General features: G+C 47.2%; 22 protein-coding genes. 17 read left to right on the forward strand and 5 right to left on the reverse strand.

The genetic code is table 11. The annotated features are described in order from the left end of the window. Positions 1–182: 182 nt before the first annotated feature. Positions 183–935 carry an outer membrane protein OmpK gene (locus IEY09_RS15590; protein WP_037428198.1) on the reverse strand — a complete coding sequence of 251 codons (753 nt, stop codon included), beginning with the start codon at positions 933–935 and terminating at the stop codon, positions 183–185. 488 nt (positions 936–1423) lie between these two features. On the opposite strand from IEY09_RS15590, the gene IEY09_RS15595 reads away from it, so the two are divergent. The 3 genes from IEY09_RS15595 to IEY09_RS15605 are packed head-to-tail and all read left to right on the forward strand — an operon-like array spanning position 1424 to position 3773. Continuing rightward, positions 1424–1894, forward strand: coding sequence for an NfeD family protein (locus IEY09_RS15595; RefSeq protein ID WP_055648046.1), 471 nt, complete (start codon positions 1424–1426; stop codon positions 1892–1894). A gap of 11 nt (positions 1895–1905) precedes the next feature. Further along, the gene (locus tag IEY09_RS15600; protein WP_037422376.1) at positions 1906–2841 is read left to right on the forward strand and encodes an SPFH domain-containing protein; all 936 of its coding nucleotides are present in this window, start codon (positions 1906–1908) and stop codon (positions 2839–2841) included. Next, the gene (locus tag IEY09_RS15605) at positions 2841–3773 is read left to right on the forward strand and encodes an SPFH domain-containing protein (RefSeq protein ID WP_037422379.1); all 933 of its coding nucleotides are present in this window, start codon (positions 2841–2843) and stop codon (positions 3771–3773) included. The genes IEY09_RS15600 and IEY09_RS15605 overlap by 1 nt, the downstream gene beginning before the upstream one ends. Positions 3774–3990: 217 nt before the next feature. Here IEY09_RS15605 and IEY09_RS15610 read toward each other — a convergent pair whose 3' ends face one another. From IEY09_RS15610 to priA, 4 genes are all read right to left on the reverse strand, one after another. After that, a complete protein-coding gene (locus IEY09_RS15610; protein ID WP_023266915.1) occupies positions 3991–4215 on the reverse strand; it encodes a hypothetical protein in 225 nt (74 codons plus the stop codon). A gap of 566 nt (positions 4216–4781) precedes the next feature. Then, the gene (locus IEY09_RS15615) at positions 4782–5483 is read right to left on the reverse strand and encodes an SPOR domain-containing protein (protein ID WP_188871766.1); all 702 of its coding nucleotides are present in this window, start codon (positions 5481–5483) and stop codon (positions 4782–4784) included. Positions 5484–5486: 3 nt separating this feature from the next. Then, on the reverse strand, positions 5487–7232 hold the full coding sequence (gene argS / locus IEY09_RS15620) for an arginine--tRNA ligase (protein ID WP_188871768.1): 1746 nt from the start codon (positions 7230–7232) through the stop codon (positions 5487–5489). A gap of 111 nt (positions 7233–7343) precedes the next feature. Further along, a complete protein-coding gene (gene priA, locus IEY09_RS15625; RefSeq protein ID WP_188871811.1) occupies positions 7344–9557 on the reverse strand; it encodes a primosomal protein N' in 2214 nt (737 codons plus the stop codon). Between the two features lie 104 nt (positions 9558–9661). Between priA and IEY09_RS15630 the strand changes: the two genes are divergently transcribed. From IEY09_RS15630 to IEY09_RS15695, 14 genes are all read left to right on the forward strand, one after another. Next, a complete protein-coding gene (locus IEY09_RS15630; protein WP_188871770.1) occupies positions 9662–10723 on the forward strand; it encodes a FimV/HubP family polar landmark protein in 1062 nt (353 codons plus the stop codon). Positions 10724–10902: 179 nt separating this feature from the next. Continuing rightward, a complete protein-coding gene (gene rpmE, locus IEY09_RS15635) occupies positions 10903–11115 on the forward strand; it encodes a 50S ribosomal protein L31 (protein ID WP_037422397.1) in 213 nt (70 codons plus the stop codon). A 513-nt stretch (positions 11116–11628) separates the two neighbouring features. Next, entirely contained in the window at positions 11629–12873 is a 1245-nt protein-coding gene (locus tag IEY09_RS15640) for a malic enzyme-like NAD(P)-binding protein (RefSeq protein ID WP_069454188.1), read from the forward strand. Between the two features lie 215 nt (positions 12874–13088). Further along, the gene (gene csrD, locus IEY09_RS15645) at positions 13089–14999 is read left to right on the forward strand and encodes an RNase E specificity factor CsrD (protein WP_188871772.1); all 1911 of its coding nucleotides are present in this window, start codon (positions 13089–13091) and stop codon (positions 14997–14999) included. 238 nt (positions 15000–15237) lie between these two features. Continuing rightward, positions 15238–16116, forward strand: a complete 879-nt coding sequence (locus IEY09_RS15650; RefSeq protein ID WP_188871774.1) for an MSHA biogenesis protein MshI — start codon at positions 15238–15240, stop codon at positions 16114–16116. After that, positions 16113–16715 (forward strand): PilN domain-containing protein, encoded by a 603-nt coding sequence (locus IEY09_RS15655; RefSeq protein ID WP_037422409.1) that lies wholly within the window; start codon positions 16113–16115, stop codon positions 16713–16715. Before IEY09_RS15650 ends, IEY09_RS15655 begins: the two co-directional genes overlap by 4 nt. Further along, positions 16712–17362, forward strand: coding sequence for an MSHA biogenesis protein MshJ (locus tag IEY09_RS15660; RefSeq protein WP_144376305.1), 651 nt, complete (start codon positions 16712–16714; stop codon positions 17360–17362). Before IEY09_RS15655 ends, IEY09_RS15660 begins: the two co-directional genes overlap by 4 nt. Next, positions 17349–17666 (forward strand): MSHA biogenesis protein MshK, encoded by a 318-nt coding sequence (locus IEY09_RS15665; protein WP_188871776.1) that lies wholly within the window; start codon positions 17349–17351, stop codon positions 17664–17666. The genes IEY09_RS15660 and IEY09_RS15665 overlap by 14 nt, the downstream gene beginning before the upstream one ends. Before the next feature lie 14 nt (positions 17667–17680). Beyond that, entirely contained in the window at positions 17681–19360 is a 1680-nt protein-coding gene (gene mshL, locus IEY09_RS15670) for a pilus (MSHA type) biogenesis protein MshL (protein ID WP_188871778.1), read from the forward strand. Between the two features lie 6 nt (positions 19361–19366). Then, positions 19367–20296: an ExeA family protein gene (locus IEY09_RS15675; protein ID WP_069454192.1), complete on the forward strand. Its 930-nt coding sequence runs from the start codon at positions 19367–19369 to the stop codon at positions 20294–20296. After that, positions 20293–21507 carry a tetratricopeptide repeat protein gene (locus IEY09_RS15680; protein ID WP_188871780.1) on the forward strand — a complete coding sequence of 405 codons (1215 nt, stop codon included), beginning with the start codon at positions 20293–20295 and terminating at the stop codon, positions 21505–21507. The genes IEY09_RS15675 and IEY09_RS15680 overlap by 4 nt, the downstream gene beginning before the upstream one ends. Beyond that, a complete protein-coding gene (locus IEY09_RS15685) occupies positions 21504–23264 on the forward strand; it encodes a GspE/PulE family protein (RefSeq protein ID WP_037422422.1) in 1761 nt (586 codons plus the stop codon). Before IEY09_RS15680 ends, IEY09_RS15685 begins: the two co-directional genes overlap by 4 nt. A gap of 2 nt (positions 23265–23266) precedes the next feature. Further along, on the forward strand, positions 23267–24487 hold the full coding sequence (locus IEY09_RS15690; protein ID WP_037428181.1) for a type II secretion system F family protein: 1221 nt from the start codon (positions 23267–23269) through the stop codon (positions 24485–24487). Positions 24488–24525: 38 nt separating this feature from the next. Beyond that, positions 24526–25023 carry an MSHA biogenesis protein MshF gene (locus IEY09_RS15695; RefSeq protein WP_172589024.1) on the forward strand — a complete coding sequence of 166 codons (498 nt, stop codon included), beginning with the start codon at positions 24526–24528 and terminating at the stop codon, positions 25021–25023. Positions 25024–25052 lie beyond the last annotated feature (29 nt).

Here is a 25052-nt window from a genome sequence, read left to right on the forward strand (position 1 = left end):
AATGCACGGCAATTTAAGCTGGATGGTAAACGGGAAAGGGCATATCCACGAGTCCTTAAAATGAGCAAAAACAAGTTTCCGGTTAGACCAAAGAAAAATGCCGTTCACTCTTAAGTGAACGGCATTATGCCTTGGGCACCTTTTTAATGTTCAAAAGTAACTTTGACTTTTGCCAGTCACTGTTAGAAGTGGTACTGAGCAATTACAGAGTAAGTGTCTTGGTCGACACCTTTCACGCCGTATTTATTGGTCCACAGATCGTACTCGATACCTACCAGCAGTTTATTTGCCTTATGGTCACCAAATAGGCTCTTACCTAAATCGTATTTAAGCTGAGGATTAAAGTGGAAGTTCTCTTCATAACCACTGTTGTCTGTTGCAAATACCCAATCGATAAAGCCATCGAGAATGATGTTAGCAGACCCTACAGGGATATCGATTCTGAATACTGGGGTGAACTGCCAGCCATCACTGATATTGCCTGAGCTCATCGCATCGCGACGATAGGTGTTGAAGTTAAGGTAGGTAAAGTAAGGCACGGCAACATCGACCCCTAAGCCATAGAGCAAGCTATGCACAGGGCCTTCACCTTCTTCGTAGGTGAGGGCTAATGAAAGATCGGTGATTGGGCCGAAGGCAATCTTTTCGCCGAGGATTTTACTCGCGCTAAAGCGAGGTGAAATCTCTCCGTAGGTGGTGCTATCCATGCCCGTGTGGTCGCCTTTGAAATAGATAAAATCTTGGAAGGCAAACCAATCACCGTATTTCCATGCACCAGCGGTTTCGAGTGTGACTGTTGTTTGCTTGTCCGAAGGAGCCAAGTCGTAGTCTTCGCCATAAAGGGCGGTTGCACTGAAATCCCACCACTGTACTAAGTCACCAGCAAATGCTTGAGGTGTAAGCATTAATGCTAGACATAGGCATGTCTTTTTCATTGTTATTTCCTGTTGTAGGGGTAGAGGTTAATAAGGTTGTACTCAGTTCCTGCTCTGTGCACTGTATGGCAAAGCGACTCAGGTGTTGTGTCTTGAGTCGACCCCCGACAGAGAGCTAGGTCAAAAGTGCGGGCAATATATGCAAAAATTTACAATTATTCAAAGTTTTTATCGAATGTTGTTGTGAAAATCACATAATCATATTGTGGGTTTGTATTTGCTTAATTTATTGATTTTGTATGATTATTTATTGTTTCCATTCTTGTTTGTTGATGTTTTAAGCTAACTTTTTGAATTGATTGTGCTTAATTTTAGAACAGAAGCCCATAGCGTTTTCACTATAAGGCGATTCAGCCTATTAGTCAGCTTCAGTTATTTCCCTTGCTGTCGTGTAAAAATCGGCGTATAAATTTATGACATATTATGTCGCGCGTCTGTTGTTCTGCTGCTATAGTGCTGCACTGGATGCTCTCATTTCAGGGGGAAATATGGAGTTTTCGAATCTGATTGTCATCTGGTCTATTATCGGGATTATCTTGATGCTAGCGGAACTGGTGATACCCGGAGGTATAGTTGTGCTTCTTGGTGCCGCCTGTTTAGTGGTCGCAGGTGCCTTAGGTATTGGCCTAGTGGAAGGCCTAGTTCAAAGTCTGACACTGTGGTTTATGTCGGCCATTGTTCTATTGCTTGCCTTTCGGCAAGTCACACAAAAATTGGTCGGTGGGGATTCCCATGTGGACAACACCGATGAAGAACTTGATATCTACAATCAAATCGCTCGAGTGAAACAAACCATAGGCCCAGGACAATCGACAGGAAGAGTCGAGTTTCAAGGGAGCGAATGGCCCGCATTGGGGGATGGTAGTGTCATTGCTGCGGGCTCTGAGGTCAGGATTATCTGCCGTGAAAACATTGCCCTAGTGGTTGAGCCTGTTCATCAGGCAACGTCTCAAAACTAAAGGATGAGTCTATGTTTGTGTTTACCTTAATCATTTTATTTGTCTTGTTTATTCTCTATAAGCTCATGCTAATAGTGCCAATGCGCGAGGTGCATGTCATTGAGCGTTTAGGGAAATTTCGCACTGTGTTACAACCGGGATTTCATTTCTTAATTCCCTTTTTCGACCGTGTGGCCTATCGCCACGATACCCGTGAGCAAGTGCTCGACGTGCCGCCACAAAGCTGTATCTCCAAGGATAACACTCAGCTTGAAGTGGATGGTTTAGTGTATCTGAAGGTTATGGATGGAAAACTAGCTAGCTACGGTATTGAAAACTATCGTAAAGCTGCCGTCAATCTGGCGCAAACTACGATGCGTTCTGAAATCGGTAAGCTCACTTTGAGTGAAACCTTTTCCGAGCGTGACCGCTTAAACGAATCCATAGTGCGCGAGATTGATAAGGCGTCTGAGCCTTGGGGGATCAAAGTGTTACGTTATGAGATCCGTAATATCACACCATCGCGCCACGTGATCCATACCCTTGAAAAACAAATGGAAGCCGAGCGCCGTAAACGCGCTGAAATTACCCTAGCCAATGCTGAAAAGGCTGCGATGATCAATATGTCAGAGGGTGAACGCCAAGAGGCGATTAACATTTCTGAAGGCCAAAAACAGAAGCGTATCAACGAAGCTAAAGGTACAGGCCAAGAGATTGCCATTATTGCTAAGGCAAAGTCCGAAGGCATGGCTATGATTTCCCAAGCGTTAGCGGTTAATGGTGGTACCGATGCGATGAATATGTTGTTAAAAGAGCAGTTTATTGCTCAGGTTGGTAAGATCCTCAACGATTCGCAAGTGTCGGTCGTCCCCGCTGAAATGGCAAAACTCGAAGGATTCTTCGAAGGTATGGAACAAGTCACCCAAACCGTGGCTGGCCATAATGCAACTAGCAAAGGAGCTCGCTAATGGAAATCCCATTGAATACTGATGTCGCAGTAATGGTTATTTGGGGACTGATTTTCGCCATATTTGTGATTAAGCTGTTCCAATCCATTCGCTTAGTCCCGACTAAATCGGCCTATATCGTTGAGCGTTTAGGTAAGTACCACTCGACGTTAGATGCGGGTTTCCACACCCTGATCCCATTTGTCGATAAAGTGGCTTATATCCATGACTTAAAAGAGGAAACTATCGACGTGCCACCACAGGAGTGCTTCTCGAGCGATGAGGTGAATGTGGAAGTCGATGGGGTGATTTATATCTCTGTTACCGATCCTGTGAAGGCAAGCTACGGCATCACCGACTATCGTTATGCTGCTATCCAGCTGGCACAGACCACCACGCGCTCTGTGATCGGCACTTTAGATCTCGACCGCACCTTTGAAGAGAGGGATGTGATTTCGGCCAAGGTAGTGGAAGTGCTCGACCAAGCAGGCGCCATGTGGGGGATCCGCGTGCATCGTTATGAGATTAAAAACATTACGCCGCCCGAGACGGTGAAAAACGCCATGGAAATGCAAGTGAATGCCGAGCGTGAGCGCCGTGCATTACTGGCAAAGAGTGAGGGTGATAAGCAGAGTAAGATCAATCGTTCCGAAGGGATTAAAGCGGAAACGATTAACCGTTCTGAGGGGGAAATGCAGCGTCGTATCAACGAGGCCGAAGGTAAAGCGGAGGAGATTTTAACGCTGTCGCGCGCAACTGCCGAATCGATTGAACGTTTAGCAACAGTGATTGCCGCTCCTGGTGGCCATAACGCACTGCGTATGCAACTCGGTGAGCAATACTTTAAGCAGCTTGATGGTTTAAGCCAAAAGTCTAGCCGTATTGTGTTGCCCGGTAATATGGTCGATTTCGATTACTGGATGAATAGCATAGGCTTAAAAGAGAAAGCTTAAGACACTAAACCATGCAGTTGCTTAAATATTCATAACTTAAGCACCAATAAACCTAAGGCCAAATAGTGATATTTGGCCTTATTTTTTGCGGTTTTGCATAGGATTGACAAGGATGATTGGTTGAAAATGTTTCGGACGAATGCATCTAATTGACGCGGTACAGGGGGAATTCAATGAAGCCATCCGTTGGCGTTACATTGTATTAAGACTAAGCGCGTTAATAGGCCAAACGTTCAGAGATTTCAGAGTGGGAATGGGTTTCGATAAGCCGCGCTATAGTGTCTTGTTCAAGTACTGCTAAGGCGGAAATTTCGTTGTAAATCTTATCCTGCACATCTAAAGGCATGTGAACATGCTCCATAAACATCCGGATACTTAAGGCGTCACCACTTTTGAACAGTTGGCTAAATTCAGAGGCTTCGATCTCGATTAATGCATTCATAATACTTCACCCTGAGGTTGGTTTTTGGAGAGTAGACAACAGGTTTTGCTGTTTATTAAGAGATACGCCTAAGTTTGATCTAGGTCAATTAAACGCCATATTAATCTTTCTTAATAAACAAATTTACTGTGTAAAAATAGGTGGTTATAAATTCCATAAAATGAAGTTGTGACTTATACCAATCACATTAAATATCTAATCAGTTCAGAGCCTCACAGGCATCTCAATCCAAGGCGCATTGACGCAGAAATGGTTATTCCCTTTTAAGTCAATGTAACACGGGAGTGAGATGCCTGTGAGGCTCCCGAAGGGCGGGGTTGAACGTGCTTTATACTGCGTTTAAGGCTTTCGACAGAGCGCCACTATGCCTTCAAGCCTTCGCCTTGTCTAAAACCCGTTTAACTCCCGCTGAATGAACAGATATTTAATACGATTGGTATTAGCTCAATGTTTAAAACGAGGCGAAAGAGGGTGGTTGGGAGCGGACTTCAGTTGGCAAGAAGATAAAAAATCGCGGCGCGTGATGGCTCACGCGCCGCGATTCAGAGACCCATTTCCGAGTAGGATTACTTAGGAATGGCTAAGAGTTGGCAGCCATTGATCCCTGCATTTTGCAAGGTGTGACGCTTACGCTCGGCATCACGTTTGCGCTCATAAGGCCCGAGGATGACTTTGTACCAAGTGCCTGAGGTGCCCTCAATTTGTCTGACCTGCGCTTCTAATCCTTGGAATGCAATCACGGCCTTCATCTGGTTCGCCTGCGACTCCTGACGGAATGAGGCGCACTGCAATTGATATTGCTGTGGCGCTCGCGTCGCCACGACATCAGGAATATCCACTTCGACGTGTTTATTCTCAAGCTCGTCCAGATAGGTCCATTCTTCCTTGGGTTTTGGCGGCAAGGCATTCGGATCTTTCTTCGGCACTTCAACTTCAACTACCGGCTGTTCCTCTACCGGAGCGGCGACGGCGACTTCTTGGCGCTCAACCTCTTTCACCTTTGGCGTTAGCGTTGCAGCGGGTTCTCTTGCCTTCACTTCTTTTTCTGTTTTGACTTCAACAGGCGCTTCCTGCTTAGCTGTGTCTTTAATGCTCCACAGAAAATACCCAAAACTGCCTACTGCTACAAAGGCAAACAGGATCAAAGGAATAGGAAGTTTACGGCTAGGAGGGGCCTTTTTAGCCGCAGGCCTTGCGCGTGTCGCGCGGATCGGGCGCGGTTTTGCGCCCGATTGCGGTCTTCTGTTGGCATAGTCACGATTGCTCATGGCTTACATCCGTTCTAGGGTTTCGATACCTAGTAGATTTAGGCCTTTTTGCAGAGTGCTCGCCGTCAGTTGTGACAGCAGTAAACGACTGTGTTTTTGCTCGTCGTTATCGGCTGCAAGCACTGGGCAGGCCTCATAGAAACTAGAGAAAGCCCCTGCTAATTCATAGAGGTAACCGCAGAGCACATGTGGTTGGCCTTTGTCGATAACACGGCTTAGGATTTCACCAAACTGCGCCAGTTTGTTGCCTAGATCTTTCTCTTTTTCGTGGTCGAGTACGATTTTGGCTTGGCTTAAGTCAACATCGGTCGCACGCTTGAAAATGCCCGCTACACGGGTGTAAGCGTATAACAGGTAAGGCGCGGTATTGCCTTCAAAACTCAACATTTGCTCGAAGCTGAAGATGTAATCGCTGGTACGGTTTTTCGACAGATCAGCATATTTCACCGCGCTGATCCCGACTACGCGGGCGATTTCAGCAAGTGTCGCTTCATCCATATCTGGATTCTTACTGCGAACTAATTCCAGCGCGCGGGTGTTGGCTTCGTCGAGCAGATCAACTAATTTCACCACGCCACCAGTACGGGTTTTAAATGGACGACCATCTTCGCCATTCATAGTACCAAAGCCTAAGTGCTCGAGTGACATATCCTCGCGGACAAACTTGGCCAGTTTGGCAAGGCTAAACACTTGCTGGAAGTGCAGCGCTTGGCGTAAATCAACAAAATACAGCACGCGGTCAGCCTTGAGCACGTTTGAGCGGTAACGCATCGCGGCTAAGTCGGTTGTGGCGTACAGGTAACCACCATCGGCTTTTTGAATGATAACCGGCAGTGGTTCGCCTTCTTTTGTGCGGAAGGCCTCTTGGAAGACAACTTTGGCACCGTTGCTTTCAGTCAATAAACCTTGGGCATCTAAATCTTTAACAACTTGCTCTAAATCGGCGTTGTAGGCACTTTCACCGTGCACGTCGGCGCGGGTTAAACTCACCCCTAAACGCTCGTACACTTCGTGGCAGTGGCTTAGTGAAATATCGTTAAATTCGCGCCACAGTTTGTTGCAGTACTCATCACCGGATTGCAGTGCAACCACAAGCTGACGGGCGCGGGTAGCAAATTCGGCAGACTCGTCAAAACGCAGTTTGGCAGCGCGGTAGAAGGTTTCGAGATCCGATAACTCTAATTGAGCTTGTTCGCCATTGGCCGCACGTAATTCTTCCATGTAAGCCAACAACATACCAAATTGGGTGCCCCAGTCGCCCACGTGGTTTTGACGGATCACTTTGTGACCTAAAAACTCGAGGGTGCGCACCACGCTATCGCCAATGATAGTTGAACGCAGGTGACCTACGTGCATCTCTTTGGCGAGGTTGGGTGACGAATAATCCACCACAACAGTTTGTGGTGCGGGTAATTTGATCCCTAAATGCGCATCGCCAATCGCGGCTTGTAACTGGTTTGCCAGTGCGCTGTCATCGATGAAGAAGTTGATAAAGCCTGGGCCTGCGATTTCAACTTTTGCCACGTAAGCGGAGGCGGGAAGGGTGTCGATGATCAGCTGTGCTAATTCACGCGGATTTTTACCCGTCGCCTTGGTTAGCATCATGGCTACGTTGGTTGCCAAGTCACCATGGCTCTTATCCTTGGTTCGATCTACTTGAATTCGGGCCTCAAAATCCGTAGGTAAAATACCTTGTTGTTTAAAGGATTCGATAGTTTGTTCAAGTAATGATTGGATATGTGATTTCATGGGTTAATTAGCTACTAACTTTAAGAGTGAATACAGGGAATAACCGCGTATTTTAGCCGTTTGTGGTGACTAATTGCTATCTTCCCGATGATTTTTTATCAAATTATTGAATCACAACAGATCCTGCGGATCCCTATCTAGGCTCCAGCGGCAGCGTTTGGCTTCGGGCAGTTGTTCCACAAGCGGATAAATACGCTCAAACTCCTGCTGTAATCTATGTCTATGTTTGGCTTGAAACATCAACTGGCGGCGGAACTTACCGGCCTTTCGATCGAGTGGCGCGGGCATTGGGCCGATAATCTCAAACTCTTTATCTTGGGGCAGCAAGGATGCAAACGCATTAAGAAAGTTATCGGCATCCACGGCGGAGTGAGCTTCTGCGCGCACTAGCACCATATGCCAAGCGGGAGGCAGCAGCGCCATTTGCCGTTCTTTTAATTGGCTGCGGGCAAACTCACCATAACCGCGGTGGAGTAAATCCCTAAGGATCGGGTTATCACTCTGGTGAGTTTGCAGAAGCACTGTACCGGGTTTATTGGCCCGCCCAGCGCGGCCCGCCACTTGGGTATAAAGCTGGCCGAAGCGCTCTGGCGCCCTAAAGTCGGCGCTAAATAGCGCACCATCGACATCGAGTAAGCCCACTAAGGTAACATCAGGGAAGTGGTGCCCTTTGGCCAGCATTTGGGTGCCGACGAGGATCTTATACTCGCCCTTATGAATCGCACTTAAATGGTTTTCAAGTGAACCTTTAAGGCGGGTGGTATCGCGATCGATACGTACCACTGGATATTTTGGAAACTCCAATTGCAGTGCTTCGGCGAGCTGCTCGGTACCAATACCTTGGCCCATCAACATGGTACTGCCGCAATTATGGCATTGCCTTGGGATGGCATATTGATTACCACAGTGGTGGCAGCGAATTTCCCCAAGGGATTGATGCACGGTAAAAAATGCATCGCAGCGGTCGCATTCATGTAAGTGGCCACACTCGTGGCAGAGCAATGCTGGCGCAAAGCCGCGGCGGTTTAAAAATAGTAATACCTGATTTCCGGCCTCTAAATGGCTGCGGATCTCGTTGATAAGTGGTGCCGACATGCCCGCCTTAAGGGGCAGGTTTTTAATATCGATAATACCTTGGCGTACTTTTTTAGCATTGCCAGCCCGCTCACCGAGTTGCAGATGATGATAACGACCACTGAGCGCATTTTGCAGGCTTTCTAAGGAAGGCGTTGCTGAACCTAAAATCACCGGAATAGATTCTAAATGCCCGCGCATTACCGCTAAGTCGCGGGCATGATAACCAACGCCTTCTTGCTGTTTAAAGCTGTTGTCGTGCTCTTCGTCGAGGATGATTACACCGGGAAATGCCATCGGCGTAAACAATGCGGAGCGAGTACCAATGATGATGGCCGCTTGGCCACAGCGAGCTTGCCGCCAGGCTTCGAGGCGCTGATTGTCGGTTAAACCTGAGTGCAGCACGGCAACATTCACCTTAAATCGGCGTTTAAAGCGATTAATGGTTTGCGGCGTGAGGCCAATTTCAGGCACTAGAATAAGTGCTTGTTTACCTTGCTTTAGGATATGTTCGAGCAAGGCTAAATAGACTTCTGTTTTACCCGAACCGGTAATGCCCTCGAGCAGAGTACAGTGATATCCTTGTTGCTGGGTTAATACCGTTACGGCAATCGCTTGTTCTTTATTTAGTCTGTGGGGCGTTTCATCGAGCTCGAGTTGGCTGCGCCAATCGAGATTGAGCTCGGCGAGTTTCTCGTGGCGGGCAATCCAGCCTTTCTCTTCTAAGGTTTTGAGCGCGGTTTTGTTCAGCGCTAGGCTGATGACTTCTTCCTGGGTGAGGCTGGTTTGTTTTAGCTGTTCAAGTAATTTTTTTTGAGCGGGCGCGCGTTTTAAGGTTTCTGGCGCAATATTGCTGCCAAGTGTAGTGATTTGCCAATATTGAATTTTTTGTGGCGCGGCATCTAGGCCCTTGCGCAGTGCCACAGGTAAGGCTTGCGTGAGCATTTGGCCTTGGCTGCAAAAGTAATATCGGGCTGCCCATAGGGTTAACTTATAAAGCGAATCTGGCAATAAGGGCGCGTCATCAATAAACTCTATGACAGATTTGAGTTGCGTTGGCGCCAGATCGCAACTGTCAGTAATGGCGGTGACGAGACCAATAAGTTGTTGGCGTCCAAAGGGGACTTTGACCCGAACGCCAATTTGCGGATTGGCTTGGGGGCTATCATCGCTTTGCTCGTTTGTCTTTACGCGATAAGTAAAGTTTTGCCGCATAGGCACAGGTAACGCAACTTCAACAAACAGTGACATATGCTGGGCGAGTCTAAAAGGGGAATGAGGTTTAGTGTACTCAGCACGGCTAGCAAGGGCTAGTCCTAATGACAGTTTATCCAAGGATAGTTGAGAGTAAGTAAATGACTAAAATAGTGAAATCATTAGGACTCTTTGCCTTCGTGTGCAGTGCGGCAGTGTCGGCGCAGGTTTCCCATGTGAGCATCAACAGTCGGATGTTTGAATTGGGCGCCTATCCCAAAATGCGCGTGAATGTGATCAGTGATAATCAGGATATGACGCGGCTTGAGTTTGTGTTGCATCAGTCCAGCGGTGAAGAAAAGCTGATGGCTGAGCAGCTTAATCGTTTTTTGATATTGCTGACGGGAGTTGAGGATGTCACTGATCCTAAGGCACGCTTGTTAGTTCGTGAATATCGAGTCGATCGCTGGTATGAAGTGAAAAATCTGCCGCTGTTTGATAATACTTCCTCTGCGACGTCTTCAGTATCGCAAGCAAAAACCGCGGTTGTTAAATCAAGCAAAGCAGCCAAAGCCGAAACTAGTCAGTTGGCGGCAAGCTCTGCTAAAAGTGACAAAACCACAGTTAAATCAACTAAGGTTGTGCAAGAGGTGAATTTAGTCACCGCTGAAGCAGATGTTGCGCCCGTTATTGTGGCGGCTGTGACGGCAAACGTTGCAGCGCCCCGCGCTTCTGGATTTACCTTCCCAGAGGATAAGCCTGAGGCGAAAGCATCCTCAGCTTCGAGTTTGTCTACAGAACCTTCTATAGCTAAGCCATCGACCGAACCATCTGCTGCCCAAGTCTCATCTGCAAACGCAGATATGGTAAAAGCTGATAAGAGTACAAATGGGATTGATGTGTCTGAAGCTAAGACAGCCGAAGTGACTAAGATTGCTAGCTCGACAAATGCCAATGCAACAAGCTCGGGTGAGTGTATGTTGGATTATCACAACGAGACCCTATGGCGGATTGCCAATCGCTATGCCCTTGAGTGGCAAGTCAGTGTATATGGTGCGATGTTGGCGATTCATGACGCTAATCCTAAAGCATTTGCTAAAAATCGTATCAATGCCTTAAAGAAAGACGCCACTTTAACTTGTCCATCGGCTGAGATACTCGCGCGTTATCCCAATGCACAGGCCGCTAAGGCGAGTTTCGAAGATAGGGAAGCCGGCCAATAAAAGCTGAGACAAATGGGCAGTAAACAAGTGGATTATCGTTAAAATGCTCAGATAATCTACTTGTATCCGCTTAGGTGATACTGTAATATCCTGCGCCCTAACATATCCGTTATTAACTGCATGTGGTGTCCGACTTCGGGTTGGAAGAGCGACATGGCCTTACTTTTGAGGTAACCCCAATGAAACCAGGTATCCACCCAGAATATGCAGTAATCACTGCAAACTGTACTTGTGGCAACGTAATCAAAGTAAACTCTACTGCTGGTAAAGACCTGCATTTAGACGTTTGTGGTGCATGTCACCCATTCTACACTGGTACACAAAAAATTGTTGATACAGGCGGTCGTATCGACAAGTTCAACAAGCGTTTTGGTATGCTTGGCAAGAAATAATTGCGTTGGCAATATTTCTCTCAAAGGCGCCTCTGGCGCCTTTTTGCTTTTTGTCGTTAGCTGGCACGTAATCGCTACTTTTTAGCCTTTCTGGTACGACTTCAATTAAAAAAACACCACTATCACTTTCTTCCTGTTGAAATTGCGCAAAATCGACTTATTTATAGTAATTAACGATAAGATAATGCTAGTTAGTGTCTTTATTGTAATTTAGTCAACATTTTTTAGGTTTGACTAAAGTTTTACCCTTGTTTTATTGCATATTTTCGTTTGTTTTCTACAAAATTAAACAGGTAATCATCCGTTATCGACTAAGATAAGTTTGTAAAACTTAGCTTAGGGCGACAATTCAGCCGTAAAGGCGAAATTTCTCAAGATCTTATTTAAAATGTGACCTAATTGGCGTATCTTACCCCGACCTGCCACACTGTTTAAATCACCCATAAATGAGGTGATCTTGAGTCGGTCGGCCTTACTTCCATACTTATAAATGTCGCATTTCAGGATGTTAAAATGTCAGATATTCGTCAACAAGCACTCGATTATCATGAATTCCCCGTTCCCGGTAAAACTGCAGTATGCCTCACCAAACCTGCTGAAACGAGCCATGACCTCGCGCTAGCCTATAGCCCTGGTGTGGCTGAACCAGTACGTGAAATTGCCGCTAATCCTGAAAATGCCTATCGTTATACCAACAAAGGTAACACTGTTGCCGTTATTTCTAATGGTACGGCGATTCTGGGCCTAGGCAACTTAGGTCCATTGGCTTCAAAGCCAGTTATGGAAGGTAAGGCACTATTATTCAAACACTTTGCTAATATCGACTCGACCGATATTGAAGTAACGCATAACACTGCTGAAGAGTTTATTAATACAGTTGCGGCTATTGCTGGCACCTTTGGTGGGATTAACCTTGAAGATATTAAAGCGCCTGAGTGCTTTGTTATCGAGCGCGAATTGATTGAGCGTTGTAATGTGCCTGTGTTTCACGATGACCAGCATGGCACAGCCATTGTTACCGCAGCTGGCATGATTAACGCTTTAGACATTCAAGGTAAACTGATTAGCGATGCCACTTTTGTGTGTATGGGTGCTGGTGCGGCTGCCATTGCCTGTATGACCATGTTAGTGAAGTGTGGTGCTAACCGCGCCAACATTTACATGCTTGACACCAAAGGCGTGATCCATGCGGGTCGTACTGATCTGAATGAATACAAAGCCTTGTTTGCGAATGAGACTGACAAGCGTACCTTGCAAGATGTGATTAAAGGCGCTGATGTTTTCTTAGGGCTATCCGGCCCAAATGTGATTGGTGCTGAAGAAGTGGCCATGATGGCGGATAAGCCAGTGATTTTTGCCTGCTCAAACCCAGACCCTGAAATAAAACCTGAACTTGCCCACGCGACGCGCAGCGATTTAATTATGGGCACTGGTCGCAGCGATTATCCAAACCAAGTGAACAACGTACTGTGTTTCCCATTTATTTTCCGCGGTGCATTAGATGTGCGTGCATCGTGCATTAACGATGAGATGAAGATTGCGGCTGTGCATGCCATTGCCGGATTAGCGAAAGAAGAAGTCCCAGCAAGTGTACTTAAGGCTTATCCAAAGGTAAGTTCATTAAGTTTTGGTCCTGAATATGTGTTACCAAAACCGATGGATCCACGTTTATTGCCGCGCGTGGCCCGCGCCGTGGCGCAAGCGGCCATTGATTCGGGTGTTGCTGCAATAACGACTTTGCCCCAATATGCGGATTAAGCGACAACAGAATTAATAGAAGAAGAGGCTAATTAGCCTCTTTTTTGTTTTAACGTTGGCTGAAATCTCTGCTATTGGCGCGATTTTCAATGTCTTTGAAAATAAATCCTAGGTTGCCTTTTAGCTTATGCTACTGAATAATCTTGAGTAGCATTTGTTTAACTCATGTTAAGAGTGCACCAATAATTATAATAATCCTGCAGGATAGCGGCTCGATGAAATTCACTCGAATGTTAACAACAAAACTAACCAGCTTCTGGTTAATGTCTTTAGCCGCTATTGCCTTCGTGTTTTTACTCAGCGCAATGATGAGTTTTGTACAATTAACCTATAAGTTTCAGCAGCAGAAAGTGTCTGAACTTGAATCCCTTCTAATAGAGCATTATCACTCCCAGCCCGATTGGGAGTTGGAGTCTTGGCTGCCTCCCATGTTGCTGGCGTATAACGCCGTTGAATTTCGTTTAACCATGAAGAGCGAAGTGCTTTTCGCCTATCACGGCAATGTGCAGACGCAAAATGCCATGGTGTATACCCATTTGCTCGATCCTCAGTCGGGTCTCACAATGGCTCTGAGCTTGCCACAACCTTTCGAACATTACAGTGTGAGTTGGTACGAGTTGCTGATCTTGGGCATTGGTTTGCTAGCTGTGATTGCTTTGGTTCGTTTCGGACATATATGGTTTTCGCAGCAGTTGGATGGTATTGAGGAACTTGCTCAGCGCAGTCGATTAATTTTACAAGGTAAACATGAACAAGCGCTGGCAACCCCTGGTAATGGTAAGCCAAGGCTAATCAATAGAGCCTTAACCAAACTGCTTGAGGAATTGCAGGATGCCCATAAGGAACGAGGTCGTTTCGATAAGTTTATTCGCTCCAATACCTTTTTAGATGCGCAAACCCGTATTGGTAATCGGTTGTTTTTAAATAACCGCCTCGATGCCATGAGCCATGACCAAGGTATGGTCGCTCATGGGGTGATTTATCTGTTAGAAATGGATGATCTCGATTTGATACAGCAGGCAAAGGGTGAAGCTGCTGTTAAAGAGTTACTCCATGCGACGGTCAATAGTATTAACTCTATCTTGCAAACCTTGCCGAACAGTATTTTTGCGCGGCGTAACCATAATCAATTTGCGATAGTTGTGCCCCACGTCTCTTTGATTGAGGCAGATCAGCTCGCCAGTAAGTTACTTAAAGTCTGCTTGAGTCAAACCTTGCCCGATGATGTGGACAATAGAGATAACTTTTACCACTTGGGCTGTGCTTATTTTACCGCCGGGGATAATGTTAATCAGCTGCTTGATGAGGCCGATATGGCGTTACGTGCTGCTCAATTACAAGGTAATAGTAATTGGTTTATGTACGATAAGGGCGCGATTGATGAGGAGTTTGCCAAAGGTTCAGTGCGTTGGCGCAGCTTCTTAGAGAATGCCTTAGTTCAGCGGCGTTTTTATCCCTTTAGTCAGCCCATTATGGATTTAGATGGGGGAGAGCACCATAAAGAGATCTTTACCCGGGCGCGGGATAATCAAGGGACATTAGTGCGGGCGACGTTGTTTATCCCCATGGCAAACAAATGTGGTTTGATGCCACAAATTGAACGGCAGATGATTGAGCGTGTATTGGGGTTGCTCGGCCAAGAGCAGCATAAAGATCAAATCTATAGTGTGAATCTTAGCTTAGATAGTTTGATGAGCCGCGCCTTTACCCAGTGGCTTAAAACGACCTTACTTGAGCATCGCCATCTGACACCTCAACTGATTTTTGAGGTGTCAGAGGATATAGTGATCCAGCATCAAGACAAGCTTCAGCCTAAACTCGATATGATCCGTAAGATGGGCGCTCGTCTGTGTGTCGACCATGTGGGACAACAGGTTGTTGGCACTTACTATATCCGAGAGTGCCATTTCGACATGATTAAACTGCACCGTTCTATCGTACGTCATATTCATTTACGCCCTGAAAATCAATTGTTTATTCGTAGTTTAATCGGTGGTTTGTACCGTACTGAAGTGCAAGTGTGTGCGGAGGGGGTTGAAGTGTTTGAAGAATGGCAAACTTTGCAAATTCTCGGGGTGGGGATGGCCCAGGGCATGTATTTTAGCGATCCAGCAGAGGTGTTATAAGTCGTATTGTTTTCCCCGAGTGATGTGATCCTCGTGGAAGAATAGGGCTGGGTTGTTGAATTTCTCTATAAAATTCACAGATTAGCGGATAAACTAGCCTGTGCCAAAATTATGACGCTGGATATGACGAATTTCGCATTCTAAATGCTGTGAGCTTATCTCCGTCTGGTGGTGTAGAAATAGCGCAATTCGCTGGCTTATCACTCAAGCTTAACTTTATCGGAAGACAGGCATTTTTATGGATAAAGGACTTTTTGCTCGGTTGGCCTTTTGGCGAGCCAAACAGACGGGTGTTGCACTGGGGGTGTATGTCTGTGCTGATAAGCTGTGGGTCTATGCACCTGCCACCGAACGTCTGCATGAGCAGTGGGTTTCTTTTGAATTACAACAAGATCAATGGCAAAGTGTCTTTGCTGAACTTGCCAGCACTTTCCCCCATGCCGCTTTACAGATCACTCTTAGTAGTGGTCGCTATCAATTGCTCGTCGCCGATAAACCGAATGTCAATAGTGAAGAATTATCTCAAGCTTTGATTTGGTCTATCAAAGATATGGTCAATATTCCTGTGCCGCAAATTCACTTGGATTATTTTGAGTCCCCTTTGCCAAGCAATAAACTCAATGTTGTCGTGGTTGATAAAGATAAATTGATCAATATGGTTCAAGCCATCAGTGAGCAAGGTTTGACTGTTTTAGGGATTAGCATAGAAGAACTCGCGATGACCAACCTGTTTATCGATGATAATCAGGCAAGATTGGTCGTTAGCCATCATTCTGGGCAGGAGTTGTTACTGACGGTGGTAAAACAGGGGCTGTTATATATGCAGCGCCGTGTACGCGGTTTTAGCCAATTAGATAAGGCTGAAGTGGATGAACTAAACTATGGATTGGCAGATAACTTAAGCCTAGAAATTCAAAGATCTATGGATTATTTTGAGAGTCAACTGCGCCAGCCTCCAGTTAACTCCATTGAGTTATTTGCCGACGGTGCGGTCGATGCCTTAGCGAAGTTGGTGTCGGCCAACTTTAATCAAGCTGTAAACGTGGTTAATAAGACCTCCGTTGGCGCGAAAATGGCAGGATTGGCCTTTAGTGAGCTTTCACGAGGTGACGAGTGATAAAATCGAGAGTCAACCTATATTCTGCCGCCCTATTGCCGCCAAAGCAGAGCTTAACCTTCGCTAAATTAATCAGTTATACCGTAGGCTTGTTAGTTGTCTGCGGTGCAGTCGCTGGTTTTAGCTATTGGACATTAAATGAGTCTGTGCAGGCGCTAAGCCAAGCGTCAGCGCAAAAACAGCAATTTGACCAGCAAAAGGCGGAGTTTGAAGCACAAATCGCCGCCCGTAAACCCGATCCTGAGTTAGTTGCGCGCGTCGAGTTAGAGTCACAGCAGCTCGAGCTAAAGCAATTATTAATGAATGAGCTGGCATTGCGTTCCTCCCTCACCAGCCGAGGTTTTGCACCTGTATTGAAGGATTTGGCTATGGTGGCCGATGCGAGTGTTTGGCTTAACCATATTGTGATTAACGAGCAGCACTTTATGTTTGAAGGATTTGCAGATCATCCTCAGAGTATCCCGCTTTGGGTGAGTAAGCTAAAAGCGACCCAGACCTTAAAAGGGCAGGCTTTTTCGTCTATGACCATGGATCGCGGTGAGGATAAACCGCTGGCTTTCACGCTGACGAGTGAGACCCCAGAGGAGCAGGCGCGATGAAAGCCCAATTTGAACAATTAGCGCAAAAGTTTGATGCTCTCAGCCAACGCGAGCGTGGGCTAATCGCCATTGCCCTGTTAGCACTGATCGCTATGTTGGCTTATATGCCTATTGAGTCGCTTTGGAAACAACAGCATTCGACGGCGCAGCAGTTAAAGGTCATAGAGCAAGAAAATCAGGTTTCGGTGCAACAGATTGATTTATATCAGCAGCGATTAGCGCTAGATCCCAATCAGGACTATCGCCAGCGTTTAACCTTGCTACAGCAACAAAACCAACAGCTTGATACTCAGCTTAACGAGCAGATGGTCGATATGGTGCCCGCCGATTATATGCCTGAACTATTGGGTAATCTGCTTGGGCAGGTTCAGGGAATCACCTTACTGAAGTTTACCTCTGTCGCGCCCGTACCACTGCTTGCGGTGGGTGAAGAGAAAAAGTTGAATTTGTATAGCCATGGGATCCGCATGAGCTTAGAAGGTGATTATTTCTCGGTATTGCGTTTTGTTGAAGCAGTAGAAGCCATGCCCGACAAACTTTACTGGAAACGCCTCGACTATAAAGTGGCTGATTACCCCAAAGGGAAAATCGATATCGAGCTTTATACCTTGAGTATTAATAAGGACTTTATCAGTGTTGCTCAATAAGCCTTATATTTTCATCGCATTACTGGTGATTTCGGCACAAGTGTCGGCTGAAAACTTACGGGACCCTACTTTGCCCGGTAAAAGCTATTCGGCTGTAGGCGCTGCGAGTCAAAATCAGCATCAAGCCTTAGTGCTCAACAGTATTGTCAGCTCAGGCAACACGGCTTACGCCGTGATTAATAATAAAATTGTGTCCGTAGGTGATAGCATCCAAGGGGTCAAAGTCGTGCGTATTACCCCCTCGTCAGTATCACTTTCTGATGGACGGAAATTAGCATTATTTCAAGCAATAACAGAGAGATAGGGAATAAGACTCAGATGACTGCCATTAAATACTTCACACCTCTACTCTCACTTTGCCTTATGGCTTGCCAAACCACAGATAGACCGCAGCCTATGGCATCAAAAGAGGCTCTTTCTGCGTCGATGCAGGCCGCGAAGCAGTCAACGCCACCTCCGCCAGCCGTTATGCCAGACGCGGTGCAGCGTGAACTGAATACTAATACCTTAATGGGCAGTTTAGCTGCGCCCATGGAAACCGAACGTCGTATCGATGTTTCTGCCCATGATGTCGATGCGAGGGTGTTTTTCCCGAGCCTCGTTCAGGGCACCCCCTTTAGTGTGGCGGTGCATCCCGATGTGCAGGGCACGATTTCATTGTCGCTAAAAGGCGTGACATTGAGCGAAGCCATTCAAGTGGTTGAAGATATTTATGGCTATGAGGTCAGCCGTGAAGGACGTATTTTGCGAGTATTCCCTGCGGGGATGCGTACTGAGACTTTTCCGGTCAATTACTTATACATGGTACGCGATGGCCTGTCGTTAACCTCGGTGAGTTCGGGTCGAATTTCCGATAACAGCAACTCGAATAACAATAACGGCAATAATAACTCGAATAACGGTAACGTTAGTGGCAATAACAATTCGAGCAACGGTAATAATGCCAACAATAACAGCAGCGATAGCAGCAATGGCACCTTTATCCGTTCGCACACTAAGACCGATTTTTGGGGCGAGTTAAAAGAAACCTTAACCGCCATTGTGGGTGACACGGGCGGCGGTCGCCAAGTGGTCGTCACTCCACAGGCGGGATTAGTGACGATTCGTGCCTATCCGAATGAATTACGTCAAGTGCGTGCTTTTTTAAGTTCGGCAGAGACACATTTACAACGCCAAGTGATCCTTGAGGCAAAGATCCTCGAGGTGACTCTGTCTGATGGTTATCAGCAGGGGATTCAATGGCAAGCGCTTGGCTCAGCGTTAGCAGGGGGAAATACTCAGGTAGAAGTAGGTACGTCTGCAGGTCCAGGTTTGAGTGATCAAATTAGCTCAACGCTGGGTGGCGTAACGACGATTAGTTTCAAGGGTGCGGATTTTGCGGGGATGATTAACCTGCTCGATACCCAAGGTGATGTGGATGTATTATCCAGCCCAAGGGTGACGGCATCGAATAACCAAAAAGCGGTAATTAAAGTCGGTACCGATGAGTATTTTGTTACCGATGTTTCATCAACTACTGTGGCTGGCACTACGCCTATTACGACACCTCAAGTTCAATTAACTCCCTTTTTCTCGGGGATTGCGTTGGATGTAACTCCGCAAATCGATAAAGATGGCAACGTATTACTGCATGTTCATCCATCGGTGATCGATGTCAAAGAACAGGAAAAAGGCATTGTAATCAATGACCAGCCTTTAAAATTACCCTTGGCGCAAAGTGAAATTCGCGAATCTGATACTGTGATCCGCGCGGCCTCTGGCGATGTTGTCGTCATTGGTGGTTTGATGAAGAGTGAAAACTCAGAAGTAGTATCGCAAGTACCGTTGCTTGGGGATATTCCTTGGGTGGGTGAACTGTTTAAAAACCGCAGTAAGCAGAAGAAGAAAACCGAGCTGATTATTATGTTAAAGCCGACCGTGGTGGGCGGGGATACGTGGAAAAACGAGTTAGAGCGTTCTAAGACCTTACTCGACCGTTGGTATCCAGAAAATAAGTAAGCTTTCATGTATTTGAAGCACTTTGGACTCAGCCAAACGCCATTTTCGTTAACCCCTAATACCGGATTTTTTTTCGGGTTATCCCCGCACGTAGAGGCGCTGCAAGTATTGCAGACCGCCCTACAAACCGGGGAGGGTTTTATCAAAGTCACAGGCGAAGTGGGCACGGGCAAAACCTTAATCTGCCGTAAGTTGATTAATGAGCTGCCGCAGGGTTTTCATTGTGCGTATCTTCCTAATCCTTATCTCACCCCCGCCGAGCTGCGCTGGGCGGTGGCCAATGAACTTGGATTAAAATACACCAGCGAAATCGATCAGCAGCAACTCACTGGACTTATTCAGCAACAATTACTCGCCCTGAGCGCCCATGGTCACGCCATCGTATTAGTGCTGGACGAAGCGCAGGCCTTGCCCGATGAGAGCCTCGAAGCGTTGCGGCTGTTTACCAATCTTGAAACCGAAAGCCGTAAGCTGTTGCAAGTGGTGCTCTTTGGTCAGCCCGAGTTGGATGAGCGATTAAAGCGCCAAGCCTTTAGACAATTACGTCAGCGCATCACCTTTAGCTACAGTCTGCGGCCGTTAACCTGGGATGAAACCGATGCCTACATTCGTTACCGCTTAGCGGTGGCAGGCTATGCGGGGCAAGCATTATTTAGCCCTAAACTGACGCGTAAAATCGCCGAGGCATCACGAGGCATTCCAAGATTGATCAATATTTTAGCCCATAAAGCCCTGATGCTCAGTTTTGGCGAAGGGGCAACTCAGGTGCGCATGACCCACATTAAGGGCGCGATACAGGATACCGAAGATGCCAGTCGCGGTTCGCAAAACTGGCCGACCTATATGGCGATCGCACTGATAGTATGTGCAGCGGCAATTGCGGCATTGCTGGCATCTGGCGTTAACCTACAACAGTTGTGGGGAGGCGCCGCATGAGTGTGATCAACAAGATGCTGCAGGATCTCGATAAACGCCAGCAGGGGCATTCTCTCAGTAATGTGGCTGTGCATCAGGCCCAGTTTCTGGGGCGCCCAAATACATCACGTAAATGGTTAGTCATCAGCTTAGTGTCACTGTTTGTAGGTGGTGTGTCGGTTTATGCCTTTCAGGCCATGTACGACTCAAGGAATGCCACTGATAACAGTGTTAACACTGTGATGAGTGCCCAAACTCCGTCGGATAACACCAACCCACAGACAGATACTCCAGCAAAGGATATGTCTGCGTCAGTAGAATCTGCCCCAAGTATGGCTCAATCTCCCCGTGTTAATGCTGCGCCCGTTGAGCCAACGAGTGAACCGACAACCGAATCAGTTGCGGTAAACACCTCAACCGATACGGCTAACAAAGCGGCATTAACCCAAGAGTCGGTGCAGGCACAAACTGAGCCACAACAGGTTGCGGTTAAAGCAAATCAAGCGGAAGTTAATGTAAATCAGAATGAAGTAAAAATAACCCAAACAGAGGCCAGGGCGAGTGAGCCAGTCGAGTCTGCTTCGACTCAAGCTTTGAGCCAAGCTTCGGCTCAGCCAACAGGGCAAATGGCGGTGACGGAAGTAAAGCTTTCTCCAAGCCAGTTAGCACAAAAACAACAGGTATTGGCGAGCGATGCCGAAAAGCAAGGTCAGTTGGTTAAGGCGATGGATTACTACGCTAAAGCGCTCAAGCTCGACCCGAGCCTACATGAGTCGCGCAAACAACTGGCGGCGTTGCACTATGGTCAAGGTGAGCAGCCCCAAGCGGCCGAAGTGTTAGCGCAGGGACGGTTACTCTATCCGCAAGAGTTTGAATTTGCTTTGTTATTGGCTAGGGTGCAACATGCGATGGGCGATACTGACGCAGCACTTGCTAGCCTTGCGCAAATTCCCGATAGTCATCCTTTAGCTCGGCAAAAGTGGTTAGCGCAGACGGATTTAGCCCAAAAACAGGGGCAATATCCGTTAGCTGAACAGGCTTACCGCAAGTTATTGCAGCAGGAGCCGCAGCAGGGGAAATGGTGGATGGGATTAGCCTATGCTCTTGACTCTCAAAAGCAATTTACCCAAGCCAGTCAAGCCTATCGTACAGCATTAAGCTATTCCGGTTTATCAACTCAGGCCACGGCTTTTATTGAACAACGTTTACAACAACTAGGAGATAGCCAATGAAACCCAGATTAAAGATGCGTTTGGGCGATCTGTTAGTTCAAGAATCCATTATTACCGAAGAGCAGTTGCAGCAAGCCTTGGGCGAGCAGCGTAAGACGGGCCATAAACTTGGCCGAACCCTCATTGAGCTGCGCTCTATTACCGAAACTCAACTGCTGCAATTTTTGTCGCAGCAGTTAAATCTACCGCTGCTGGATATCAGCAAACGCCCAATTCCCACCGAGGTGGTGAATCTGATCCCTGAGGTGCAAGCAAGGCGTTTTCGTGCCCTTGCGGTTGAAGATCGGGGTGATACGGTGTTAGTGGCCATGAGCGATCCGGCGGATTTGCAGGCGCTCGACCATTTAGAAAGCTTAATTGCGCCGAAAAAGCTCAGTGTCGCAGTCGCACCCGAGCAGCAATTACTGCAAGCCTTCGATAACCTGTATCGCCGCACCGACCAAATCGCGCAAATCGCTGGTAAGCTTGAAGAGGAATATGCCGCCGATCAAATGTTTGATCTGGCCAGCTTAACCTCGGGCGATAGCGATAATGAAACCACAGTGGTTAAGCTGCTGCAGTCGATTTTTGAAGATGCGGTGCAAATGCGCGCTTCGGATATTCATATTGAGCCCGGCGAAAAAGCCCTGCGGATCCGCCAACGTATCGATGGTCAGTTACACGAGACCATTCTAAATGAAGTCAATATCGCAGCGGCCTTAGTACTGCGGCTTAAGCTTATGGCTGGGCTGGATATTTCTGAAAAACGTCTGCCGCAGGATGGGCGTTTCCATATGGAAATTAAGGGCCACAAGATTGACGTACGGATGTCGACCATGCCGATTTACCACGGCGAATCTGTGGTGATGCGTCTACTCGACCAATCTGCTGGGCTGTTGACCTTAAATGAGACGGGGATGCCGCCACATATTTTGGCGCGTATTCGTAAACAGATTAAACGTCCCCATGGCATGTTGCTGGTGACAGGGCCTACGGGTAGCGGTAAAACCACCACCTTGTATGGCATCTTAAGTGAGCTCAATACTGCGGATCGTAAAATTATCACGGTAGAAGATCCGGTCGAATACCAATTGCCAAGGATCAACCAAGTTCAAGTTAACCATAAGATTGGACTCGATTTTTCTAACGTGCTGCGCACTACTTTGCGTCAAGACCCGGACATTATCATGGTCGGTGAGATGCGTGACCAAGAAACGGTGGAGATTGGTCTAAGGGGCGCACTTACGGGTCACTTTGTGTTATCCACATTGCACACTAACGATGCGGTAACCAGCGCGCTGCGTTTACTCGATATGGGCGCCGCCAGTTACTTAGTAGCGAGTGCGTTAAGGGTGATTATTGCCCAGCGTTTAGTGCGCCGCGTGTGCCATAACTGCGGGGTGGAATATCAGCCTACGGCGCAGGAAAAAGCCTGGCTGAATAGTGTGAGTCGTCAGGACTTTTCATCGGCCAAGTTCCGCATTGGCACGGGCTGCCAAAGCTGCAATGGCAGTGGTTATCGCGGCCGTATCGGTATTTTTGAGATCCTCGAGTTGGATGAAAAGATGATCGATGCGATGCGTACCGGTAATCCACAGGATTTTGCCCGTGCAGCCCTGCAAAGCCCAAATTTTACTCCGCTTGCCGAGTCAGCACTGCAATATTTGAGCGAGGGCATGACGACCATTGAAGAGGTGGCTAAGCTAGTTGAGGATGTGAGTGAGTCGCAGGTGCCACTCTCGCGGGATATTATCAGTCAGCAAGGCGTTGAGGCGTAATTATGCCGGTTTATCAATACCGTGGACGCAGTGGACAAGGTCAGGCCGTAACGGGTCAGCTCGATGCTGCCTCCGAAAGTGCTGCTGCCGATATGCTGTTAGCGCGCGGCATTATTCCCTTGGAAGTCAAAGCGGCAAAGGTGACGAAGTCATTTTCACTGATACAGCTCTTTGGTAGTAAAGTCGGCTTAGATGAACTGCAAATTTTTACCCGGCAAATGTATTCGCTAACGCGCTCGGGGATCCCAATTCTGCGCGCCATTGCGGGATTATCCGAAACTGCCCACTCCCAACGGATGAAGGATGCACTGAATGATATTTCAGAGCAGTTAACTGCGGGGCGCCCGCTGTCGTCTGCGATGAATCAACATCCAGATGTGTTTGATTCTTTGTTTGTTTCTATGGTTCATGTGGGGGAAAACACCGGTAAGTTAGAGGATGCTTTTATTCAGCTCTCGGGCTATATCGAGCGTGAGCAGGAAACTCGCCGCCGGATTAAGGCCGCGATGCGTTATCCCATATTTGTATTGATTGCCATCGCACTAGCCATGGTGATTTTAAATATCATGGTGATCCCCAAATTTGCCGAAATGTTTGCCCGTTTCGGTGCCGACTTACCTTGGGCGACTAAGGTGTTGATCGGTACATCTAACTTATTTGTTCACTACTGGCCTTTGATGTTACTGCTACTACTCGGAACTATTATTGGGATCCGTTATTGGCACCATACGGAAAAAGGTGAAAAACAATGGGATCAGTGGAAATTACATATTCCCGCCGTGGGTTCGATTATTGAGCGCTCGACCCTCTCCCGTTATTGCCGCAGTTTTTCGATGATGTTAAGTGCGGGCGTGCCGATGACGCAGGCGCTCAGTTTGGTCGCCGATGCGGTAGATAATGCGTATATGCACGACAAAATAGTTGGGATGCGCCGTGGTATAGAGTCAGGTGAATCTATGCTGAGGGTATCGAATCAAAGCAAATTGTTTACGCCACTGGTACTGCAAATGGTCGCCGTCGGTGAAGAAACCGGCCAAATTGACCAACTGTTAAATGATGCCGCCGATTTTTACGAAGGTGAGGTTGACTATGACCTTAAAAATCTTACCGCTAAGTTAGAGCCGATTTTAATCGGTATTGTGGCCGTTATTGTGTTGGTACTGGCGCTGGGTATTTACCTGCCTATGTGGGATATGCTCAATGTGGTTAAAGGCGGGAAATAATGCCGAATCGAGAATTTAACGTCATTAGGATCAAATAGATGCAGAGCCAACAGAAGGCTGAAAGCAATCTGTTACGGGTTTATGGGCGGCTCGTTAGCTTGACCTTGGTGCTGATTATTCTCGCGGTGATTGGGGTTAAATATTTTACCGCTATGCCACAACTTGCCGCCCGAAGTGTGGAGGTCGAACATAGTCGCTTCTTAAATGTGTTGGCTATGGTGCGCTCCCAGTGGCTATCCCTTGGCAAACCACAACAAATGCGACTAGATTGGGAAGTGTTTAATGAGCAAAACACTCATAATGAGCAGCAAACGCTGGTGATCATGAGCGCGCAGGGATGGCCGCAACCGACCGAACTTAGTGACCAAGGTTGCCAAGCCTTATGGTGGCAACTAATGGGGCAGGAGGCGGCGGATAACTCCCTCATTGGTAGCTATTTTCTCAAGGATAATAGCTGCCGTTATCGCTCACAAAATGGGGATAGTATTGGCTATCAACTAAACTCTGGCAGGGTCATTTTTTTGACGAACTCCTAAAATATTGTTAAGTAACGGGCTTTTATAAA

Origin of the sequence: Shewanella xiamenensis, from assembly GCF_014647135.1 — a bacterium.
GTDB lineage: Bacteria > Pseudomonadota > Gammaproteobacteria > Enterobacterales > Shewanellaceae > Shewanella > Shewanella xiamenensis.

What these genes read in the sequence shown, in the direction of transcription:
- IEY09_RS15600 (WP_037422376.1), top strand. Translation starts at nt 1,906, where the DNA reads ATGTTTGTGTTTACCTTAATCATTTTATTTGTCTTGTTTATTCTCTAT.
- IEY09_RS15680 (WP_188871780.1), top strand. Translation starts at nt 20,293, where the DNA reads ATGAGTGTGATCAACAAGATGCTGCAGGATCTCGATAAACGCCAGCAG.
- IEY09_RS15650 (WP_188871774.1), top strand. Translation starts at nt 15,238, where the DNA reads ATGGATAAAGGACTTTTTGCTCGGTTGGCCTTTTGGCGAGCCAAACAG.
- IEY09_RS15615 (WP_188871766.1), bottom strand. Translation starts at nt 5,483, where the DNA reads ATGAGCAATCGTGACTATGCCAACAGAAGACCGCAATCGGGCGCAAAA.
- IEY09_RS15605 (WP_037422379.1), top strand. Translation starts at nt 2,841, where the DNA reads ATGGAAATCCCATTGAATACTGATGTCGCAGTAATGGTTATTTGGGGA.
- IEY09_RS15695 (WP_172589024.1), top strand. Translation starts at nt 24,526, where the DNA reads ATGCAGAGCCAACAGAAGGCTGAAAGCAATCTGTTACGGGTTTATGGG.
- IEY09_RS15660 (WP_144376305.1), top strand. Translation starts at nt 16,712, where the DNA reads ATGAAAGCCCAATTTGAACAATTAGCGCAAAAGTTTGATGCTCTCAGC.
- IEY09_RS15595 (WP_055648046.1), top strand. Translation starts at nt 1,424, where the DNA reads ATGGAGTTTTCGAATCTGATTGTCATCTGGTCTATTATCGGGATTATC.
- IEY09_RS15590 (WP_037428198.1), bottom strand. Translation starts at nt 935, where the DNA reads ATGAAAAAGACATGCCTATGTCTAGCATTAATGCTTACACCTCAAGCA.
- priA (WP_188871811.1), bottom strand. Translation starts at nt 9,557, where the DNA reads ATGTCACTGTTTGTTGAAGTTGCGTTACCTGTGCCTATGCGGCAAAAC.
- IEY09_RS15685 (WP_037422422.1), top strand. Translation starts at nt 21,504, where the DNA reads ATGAAACCCAGATTAAAGATGCGTTTGGGCGATCTGTTAGTTCAAGAA.
- IEY09_RS15640 (WP_069454188.1), top strand. Translation starts at nt 11,629, where the DNA reads ATGTCAGATATTCGTCAACAAGCACTCGATTATCATGAATTCCCCGTT.
- argS (WP_188871768.1), bottom strand. Translation starts at nt 7,232, where the DNA reads ATGAAATCACATATCCAATCATTACTTGAACAAACTATCGAATCCTTT.
- IEY09_RS15610 (WP_023266915.1), bottom strand. Translation starts at nt 4,215, where the DNA reads ATGAATGCATTAATCGAGATCGAAGCCTCTGAATTTAGCCAACTGTTC.
- IEY09_RS15675 (WP_069454192.1), top strand. Translation starts at nt 19,367, where the DNA reads ATGTATTTGAAGCACTTTGGACTCAGCCAAACGCCATTTTCGTTAACC.
- IEY09_RS15690 (WP_037428181.1), top strand. Translation starts at nt 23,267, where the DNA reads ATGCCGGTTTATCAATACCGTGGACGCAGTGGACAAGGTCAGGCCGTA.
- csrD (WP_188871772.1), top strand. Translation starts at nt 13,089, where the DNA reads ATGAAATTCACTCGAATGTTAACAACAAAACTAACCAGCTTCTGGTTA.
- rpmE (WP_037422397.1), top strand. Translation starts at nt 10,903, where the DNA reads ATGAAACCAGGTATCCACCCAGAATATGCAGTAATCACTGCAAACTGT.
- IEY09_RS15630 (WP_188871770.1), top strand. Translation starts at nt 9,662, where the DNA reads ATGACTAAAATAGTGAAATCATTAGGACTCTTTGCCTTCGTGTGCAGT.
- mshL (WP_188871778.1), top strand. Translation starts at nt 17,681, where the DNA reads ATGACTGCCATTAAATACTTCACACCTCTACTCTCACTTTGCCTTATG.